At 64.6% G+C, this 6126-nt stretch carries 9 protein-coding genes and 1 pseudogene; 5 read left to right on the forward strand and 5 right to left on the reverse strand.

Annotated elements, in window-relative coordinates; translation table 11 throughout:
• On the reverse strand, nucleotides 1–206 hold a 206-nt coding region (locus AC5DC2_RS17810; protein ID WP_491699443.1), incomplete at its 3' end, for a gamma-butyrobetaine hydroxylase family protein.
• A gap of 112 nt (nucleotides 207–318) precedes the next feature.
• Here AC5DC2_RS17810 and moaA point away from each other — a divergent pair.
• The 4 genes from moaA (at nucleotide 319) to AC5DC2_RS17830 (ending at nucleotide 3901) form a co-directional block, all read left to right on the forward strand.
• Nucleotides 319–1350, forward strand: a complete 1032-nt coding sequence (gene moaA, locus AC5DC2_RS17815) for a GTP 3',8-cyclase MoaA (RefSeq protein WP_491699447.1) — start codon at nucleotides 319–321, stop codon at nucleotides 1348–1350.
• 80 nt (nucleotides 1351–1430) lie between these two features.
• On the forward strand, nucleotides 1431–2393 hold the full coding sequence (locus AC5DC2_RS17820) for a DMT family transporter (protein WP_051424117.1): 963 nt from the start codon (nucleotides 1431–1433) through the stop codon (nucleotides 2391–2393).
• The gene (gene mobA / locus AC5DC2_RS17825) at nucleotides 2390–3016 is read left to right on the forward strand and encodes a molybdenum cofactor guanylyltransferase MobA (protein ID WP_491699444.1); all 627 of its coding nucleotides are present in this window, start codon (nucleotides 2390–2392) and stop codon (nucleotides 3014–3016) included. The genes AC5DC2_RS17820 and mobA overlap by 4 nt, the downstream gene beginning before the upstream one ends.
• A 63-nt stretch (nucleotides 3017–3079) precedes the next feature.
• The gene (locus AC5DC2_RS17830; protein WP_491699445.1) at nucleotides 3080–3901 is read left to right on the forward strand and encodes a class I SAM-dependent methyltransferase; all 822 of its coding nucleotides are present in this window, start codon (nucleotides 3080–3082) and stop codon (nucleotides 3899–3901) included.
• On the opposite strand, the gene yidD is transcribed toward AC5DC2_RS17830, so the two are convergent.
• Nucleotides 3886–4239, reverse strand: a complete 354-nt coding sequence (gene yidD / locus AC5DC2_RS17835; protein WP_024709254.1) for a membrane protein insertion efficiency factor YidD — start codon at nucleotides 4237–4239, stop codon at nucleotides 3886–3888. The genes AC5DC2_RS17830 and yidD overlap by 16 nt on opposite strands.
• On the reverse strand, nucleotides 4232–4693 hold the full coding sequence (locus AC5DC2_RS17840; RefSeq protein WP_491699446.1) for an iron-sulfur cluster assembly scaffold protein: 462 nt from the start codon (nucleotides 4691–4693) through the stop codon (nucleotides 4232–4234). Before AC5DC2_RS17840 ends, yidD begins: the two co-directional genes overlap by 8 nt.
• A 165-nt stretch (nucleotides 4694–4858) precedes the next feature.
• On the opposite strand from AC5DC2_RS17840, the gene hisI reads away from it, so the two are divergent.
• On the forward strand, nucleotides 4859–5305 hold the full coding sequence (gene hisI / locus AC5DC2_RS17845; protein ID WP_491699448.1) for a phosphoribosyl-AMP cyclohydrolase: 447 nt from the start codon (nucleotides 4859–4861) through the stop codon (nucleotides 5303–5305).
• Nucleotides 5306–5308: 3 nt separating this feature from the next.
• Here hisI and AC5DC2_RS17850 read toward each other — a convergent pair whose 3' ends face one another.
• Together AC5DC2_RS17850 and AC5DC2_RS17855 are read right to left on the reverse strand one after the other, a co-directional pair.
• Entirely contained in the window at nucleotides 5309–5743 is a 435-nt protein-coding gene (locus AC5DC2_RS17850) for a CBS domain-containing protein (protein WP_183488577.1), read from the reverse strand.
• A 125-nt stretch (nucleotides 5744–5868) separates the two neighbouring features.
• Nucleotides 5869–6126, reverse strand: a pseudogene (locus AC5DC2_RS17855) (rhomboid family intramembrane serine protease); the annotation flags it as partial.

Here is a 6126-nt window from a genome sequence, read left to right on the forward strand (position 1 = left end):
CCGGCGGGCGCGACCGTCATGATCTCCACATTGCGCTTGCCGGGCACCGTCACCGCCTGTCCGGGGCCGTGCCCCTTGACCTCGGCCGAGGGCGAGAGCACGCGCAGCATTTCGGCGGCAAGCGCAAAACGCGCGCCGTCCTCGAAGGAGACCGTCAGCGTCTTGCGGTCCCGCGAGACGCGGATTTCGGTGGGGGTCGCGGTCATGGTCCATCCCGGCGGTTCGACAAAATCACGCGGCTGTGTTTCGCACTTCACTTGACGCTTGCCAAGGCCCGTTCCATGTTCCGGGCAAGGAGAAGTTCCGGTGAACCAGCATATCGTACACAAACAGCCCGTCGCGGACCGGCCGAGGCCGAAGGGGTCGACCATCGGCCGGCAGATCACATATTTGCGCGTTTCGGTGACGGATCGCTGCGATTTCCGCTGCACCTATTGCATGGCCGAAAACATGACGTTTCTGCCCAAGCGCGATCTTCTGACGCTGGAGGAGCTGGAACGGCTCTGCAACGCCTTCATCGACAAGGGCGTCAGGAAACTGCGGCTGACCGGCGGCGAGCCGCTGATGCGCAAGAATGTGATGCAGCTGATCCGCAATCTTGGACAGCGCATCGACGAGGGCGCGCTTGACGAGCTGACGCTGACGACCAACGGATCGCAGCTTTCGCGCTTTGCGGACGAGCTTCATGCCGCCGGCGTGCGGCGCATCAACGTCTCCCTCGACACGCTCGACCCGCAGAAGTTTCGCGCGATTACCCGCTGGGGCGATTTCGACAAGGTGATGGCCGGGCTTGAGGCGGCCCGCAAGGCGGGGTTGAAGGTCAAGCTCAACGCCGTCGCCCTTGCGGGCTTCAACGAGGACGAAATTCCGGAGCTCCTGCGGTATGCCCATGCAGAGGGCATGGACCTGACGCTGATCGAGGCCATGCCGCTCGGCGAGGTCGACACCGACCGCTCCGCCCAGTATCTGCCGCTGAGCAAGGTCCGTCGCGACCTTCAGGAAAGGTTCACCCTCACCGATATTCCTCTGACCACCGGCGGCCCGGCCCGTTTCGTCACCGTTGCCGAGACCGGCGGCAAGCTCGGCTTCATCACGCCGCTGTCGCATAATTTCTGCGCGGCCTGCAACCGCGTGCGGCTGACCTGCACCGGCATGCTCTATCTCTGTCTCGGCCATGACGACAATGCCGACTTCCGCAAGGTGCTGCGCGACAATCCGGATGATGACGCCGTCCTGCATCGCGCGATCGACGCCGCCATCGCCAGAAAACCGAAAGAGCACAATTTCGAGCTCGATGAGATGCACTCGCGCGTTGCCGTTGCCCGCCACATGAGCATGACCGGCGGCTGATCCGTTCGCAAAGCGTGACACAGATCACTTCTCAATCTCGTTGATCGTCTATATGAACAAGACATAAGATAACGAGACCAATGATGCGCACCTCCTCCAATGTCACCGGCGCCGCCTTCATGATCGCGGCGATGGCCGGCTTTTCACTGACCGACGCGACCGCGAAACTTCTGACCGAGGAAATCGGTCTCGGCCAGATCATGTTCGTCAGAGGGCTCATCCTCACCGCTTTCACGGTTCTGATCGCCTGGCGCAGCCGCGCTCTTTCTCGCCTGGGCGCGGTCTCCGATCGGCGCGTGATCGCGCGCAGCCTGTGCGAACTGGTTGCCGCCGTCGCCTTTCTCCAGGCGCTGAAGCAGATGCCGCTCGCCAATGCCGCCTCGATCATCCAGTGCCTGCCGCTTGCGGTGACGCTGGGCGCGGCGCTTTTCATGAAGGAGCCGGTCGGCTGGCGGCGCTGGAGCGCCATCATTGTCGGCTTTGTCGGCGTGATGATCATCATCCAGCCCGGTCCGGACGGTTTCCAGCAGGGCGCGGGCTATGCCGTGGTCGCCATGCTCGCGGCTTCGGCCAGGGACCTTCTGACCAAGACGATCCGCTCCGACGTTCCGGCCATCATCATCACGCTGGCAACCGCGGTGCTGCTGACGATCGGCGGCGCCGTGCTCGGCACGATCGAGCAGGACTGGAGCATGATGAGCTGGCCGATCATGCTGAAGCTCGTGCTCGCCGCCCTCTTCCTCCTGTCCGGCTACCAGTTCGTCGTCTTTGCCGTACGCCTTGCCGATATTTCCTATATCGCGCCCTTCCGCTATGCCGGGCTGCTGTGGGCGACGCTTCTGGGCATCCTCCTGTTCCGCACATACCCGGACGCCAATGTTCTCATCGGCGGCGCCATCATTGTCTGTGCCGGCCTCTATTCCTTCTACCGCGAGCGCAAGAAGGGGCTTGAGCCGCTCGCCGAAACGGGTCAGCCGGTCGCCTCCGAAGGCGGCGGCCCGCTCGTCAGGGCGGAGGAAGACCTGCTGGAGGAGAGAAAATGACGCCGCTTCCCGCCGTCATCCTCGCCGGCGGCGCGTCGCGACGCATGGGCGCGGACAAGGCGATGCTGATGCTTGAGGGCGAGACGCTGCTGCGTCGCGCCCATCGCCGGATCGCACGCCAGGCCAGGCCGGTTCTCGTCAGCCGTCACGGCGATGACCTGTCCGCGCTGCCCGACGCCACCATTATCCGCGACGCCGGCAGCGCGCATGAGGGCCCGCTTGCCGGCATTCTCGCCGCCCTTTCCCACCTTCGCGCGCACGCGCCCGGGGCGACGCACATGGTCTCGCTCGCCGTTGACACGCCCTTCTTCCCGGCCGATCTCGCTGAACGCCTGTCCGCCGCCGGGCCCGCGGCCGACATGATCGTGCTTGCCCGCTCGGCAGGCCGCGTCCATCCTGTCTTCGCCCTCTGGCCGCTTGCGCTGCGCGACGCGCTTTCAAACTGGCTTGCCTCGGGCTCCAACCGGAGACTGATGGATTTCGTCGCGGACCACCCATGCCGCACCGTCGACTTCCCGCTGATTTCGACTGAGGACGGCGCGGTCGATCCGTTCTTCAACATCAACACGCCGGATGATCTCGACGCCGCCCGCCGAATGGCAAAACGGATCACCCACACCTGAAGGCTGTTGCGCCGCGCGCGATCCCGGCATAGAGCATGGCGGAAAGACAACGGGATGACCGTAATGGCGCGCAAGATCGACGAGGAAAAGCTGGCAAAGGCCTATAACCGGGCGCTCTCGCTTGAAAAGGCGGGCAGGCTCGCCGAAGCGGCGGACGCCTACCGCGCGGTTCTGGCGATCGACCCGGACGACCATGGCGGCGCTGCCGTGCGCCTTGCCGCCATGGGCTTTGCGGACGCGCCGAAAAAGGCGCCCGACGCCTATGTCGAGACGCTGTTCGATCAGCATGCCGAGGATTTCGAGGATATTCTCGTCGACCAGCTCGGCTATTGCGTGCCGATGATCATGCGCCAGCGCTTTCAGACGCTTGCGCTCGGGCCGTTCGCGCGCATGCTCGACCTCGGCTGCGGCACGGGGCTCGGCGCCAGCGCGCTCGCAGACATGGCGGAAGATATCACCGGGCTCGACATTTCGGAGAAAATGGTCGAGATCGCCTACGAGAAGGAGCTCTACGACACCCTGTTTGTCGCTGAGGTCGAGGAGTTCCTGCATGACGACGGCGAAGAGAGATTCGACCTGATCATCGCCGCCGACGTGCTGCCCTATCTCGGCACGCTCGACGCGTTCTTCTCGGGCGCGGCCAAAAGCATGGCCGGCGGAGGCATCCTCGCCTTTTCCGCGGAAACGCTGCCCGATGACGTGTTGACGGGACGCGACTACATGGTCGCGCCGCATCACCGGTTCGCGCACAGCCTCGCCTATCTGACGGAAAGTCTGGAAAAGGCCGGGTTCCAAACGGTCGACGTCACCGACATCAATGTCCGCTTCGAAAACGGAAAGCCGACGCCGGGCTATCTGGTGATTGCCCGCTACTCCGAAGTGTGAGAACGCCGGCCGGCGGAGAAAAAACGCCACGGCGTGTACCAGCGCCAGTCAGGGTCCAGCGTCTCGGGCACGGGGTCGAAGCCGTGAGTGCCCCCCGGCCCGCAGCGCCCCACGCGAAACAGCGTGAGAAAGCCGCCCGCCCAGAGTCCGTGGCGGGCGATCGCCTCATAGCCATATTCCGAACAGGTCGGCAGGTGCCGGCAGGACTGGCCGATCAGGCTCGAAAAGGTCAGTTGGTAGAAGCGGATGAAGGCCAGGCCGAACAGGCGGCCGGGGGTCTTGCGAAACGGGCCCTGCCAGTTGCGTGAGGACCTTGTCCCGCCATGTCTCTCACACATCTGTCCGGACGGCCTTTCTCAGGTCCGGCTCGGCGGCATCGCATGCGTCGAGCGCCTTCACCAGAGCCTCGAAGGTCAGCATCACCGAGGCGTGGCGGGCCGGATAGTCCCTGACCGGCAGGAGACAGCGCATTTCGGCAAACCGTCCGGCGGGGCCCTCGCCGCCGTCCTTCAGCATCGCCAGCATCGCGTCCCGCGCCGTGCGGATCTCGTCAGGCGTCGCGCCGATGACCGAGGCGGCCATGATCGCCGAGGACGCCTGGCCGAGCGCGCAGGCCTTCACCTCATGGGAAAAATCGCTGACGGCTCCGTCCGCGAGCTTCACATAGACCGTCAGCCGCGAGCCGCACAGCCTGGAATGTGCCGAGGCGCCGGCATCGGCGGCGTCCAGAACCCCCAGCCGGGTGACATTGCCGGCATGGCTGAGGATGCGCGCGGAGTAGATATCGTCCATGGTCGCTTTCCGTAAGGCCCTGCCCGAAGAGGGCGGACCGCGATGACTTGCTACAGGAAAACATGGGCGTTCGGCAAGTCCGCGGCAAGGCCGGCGGATTGCAAAGCCGTCGCGCACGGTCTATCAACGCCGGCAGGAAAAGGCCCGGCAATGACAGGAAAAACCATGCCGCACTTCTCAAAACCGCCGCAGGACAAGGCCCTGCTCGACGAGGCGACCGTTTTCACCCCCCGCTTCGATGACAAGGGGCTGATCACGGCGGTCGTCATCGACGTCCGCGACAATGCGGTGCTGATGCTCGCCCATATGAACGCCGAGGCGCTGTCGCTGACGCTCGAGACCGGCTTTGCTCATTATTACAGCCGGTCGCGCAATGCGATCTGGAAGAAGGGAGAAACCTCCGGCAACCTGCAGAAGGTGGAACAGGTCGTGACCGATTGCGATCAGGACGCGGTCCTGCTGAAGGTCTCCATGACCGGCCATGCCGCCGCCTGCCACACCGGCCGGCGCTCCTGCTTCTATCGCGCCGTGACGACCGAAAACGGCGCCGCCGCCCTAGCAAGCATCGACGACGACCGCGCTTTCGATCCCGAAACGGTCTACGGCAAGTAGATCTCAGCCGGCAATATAGGACTTGATGTGCTCGGCCTCCTGCTCGACCTCGCGGATGCGCGACTTGACCACATCGCCGATCGAGATGATGCCGGCGAGCTTTCCGTCGACTTCCACCGGAACATGGCGGAAATGCCGCTTGGTCATCACCTCCATCAGTTCGTTGACCGTGGTGCCTTCGTCGCAGCGGTAGACGTTGTCCGTCATTTCCTGGGAGACCGGAGCGGTCAGGGCACGCGCGCCGTGCTTGCCGACGGCGGCGGCGAGGTCGCGCTCGGTGAAGATACCGGCGATCCTGCCGCCCTCGTCGGCGATCACCACGGCGCCGATGCGGTTCTGGTGGAGGATCACCGCCACCTCGGAAATTGACGTCGTCGCCGGCGCGGTCACGACCGCCCTGCCCTTCTCGTCCAGTATCATCCTGACAGTGATCGCCATCAAAACCTCCTCGTTTCAGGCACCTTCCTCGCATCCCTCCTCCAGGACGCCGCGCACGGGAATATGGTGCATGAGGATTGGGGCGATTGCAAGAAAAGCGTGCCGGCGGCTCCTTCCCCGATGCACTAGAAAATCAGCGTGCGCGGCGTCTTCACGTCAAACAAGGGAAAGGCGAGGAAGCCGAACAGGAAACCGCCGACATGGGCCTGCCAGGCGATAGCGCCGGCGCTGACGCCGACGAAGCTGACGCCGACGGCGACCAGCAGATTACCGACGAGCCAGACGAGCACGAAAGCGCGCGCCGTCGGATCGGCAAAGACCGCGCCGATCGAAAGCCGCGGCCCCAGATGCGCCTGCGGCAGGAACCGTCCGCCGGCAAAGAC

The sequence above is a fragment of the Martelella sp. genome (genome assembly GCF_984369615.1).

Excerpts from the sequence above, each read along its gene's own strand:
- AC5DC2_RS17850 (WP_183488577.1), bottom strand. The coding sequence starts at position 5,743 with ATGGCGATCACTGTCAGGATGATACTGGACGAGAAGGGCAGGGCGGTC.
- AC5DC2_RS17840 (WP_491699446.1), bottom strand. The coding sequence starts at position 4,693 with ATGGACGATATCTACTCCGCGCGCATCCTCAGCCATGCCGGCAATGTC.
- hisI (WP_491699448.1), top strand. The coding sequence starts at position 4,859 with ATGCCGCACTTCTCAAAACCGCCGCAGGACAAGGCCCTGCTCGACGAG.
- AC5DC2_RS17830 (WP_491699445.1), top strand. The coding sequence starts at position 3,080 with ATGGCGCGCAAGATCGACGAGGAAAAGCTGGCAAAGGCCTATAACCGG.
- mobA (WP_491699444.1), top strand. The coding sequence starts at position 2,390 with ATGACGCCGCTTCCCGCCGTCATCCTCGCCGGCGGCGCGTCGCGACGC.
- AC5DC2_RS17820 (WP_051424117.1), top strand. The coding sequence starts at position 1,431 with ATGATGCGCACCTCCTCCAATGTCACCGGCGCCGCCTTCATGATCGCG.
- yidD (WP_024709254.1), bottom strand. The coding sequence starts at position 4,239 with ATGTGTGAGAGACATGGCGGGACAAGGTCCTCACGCAACTGGCAGGGC.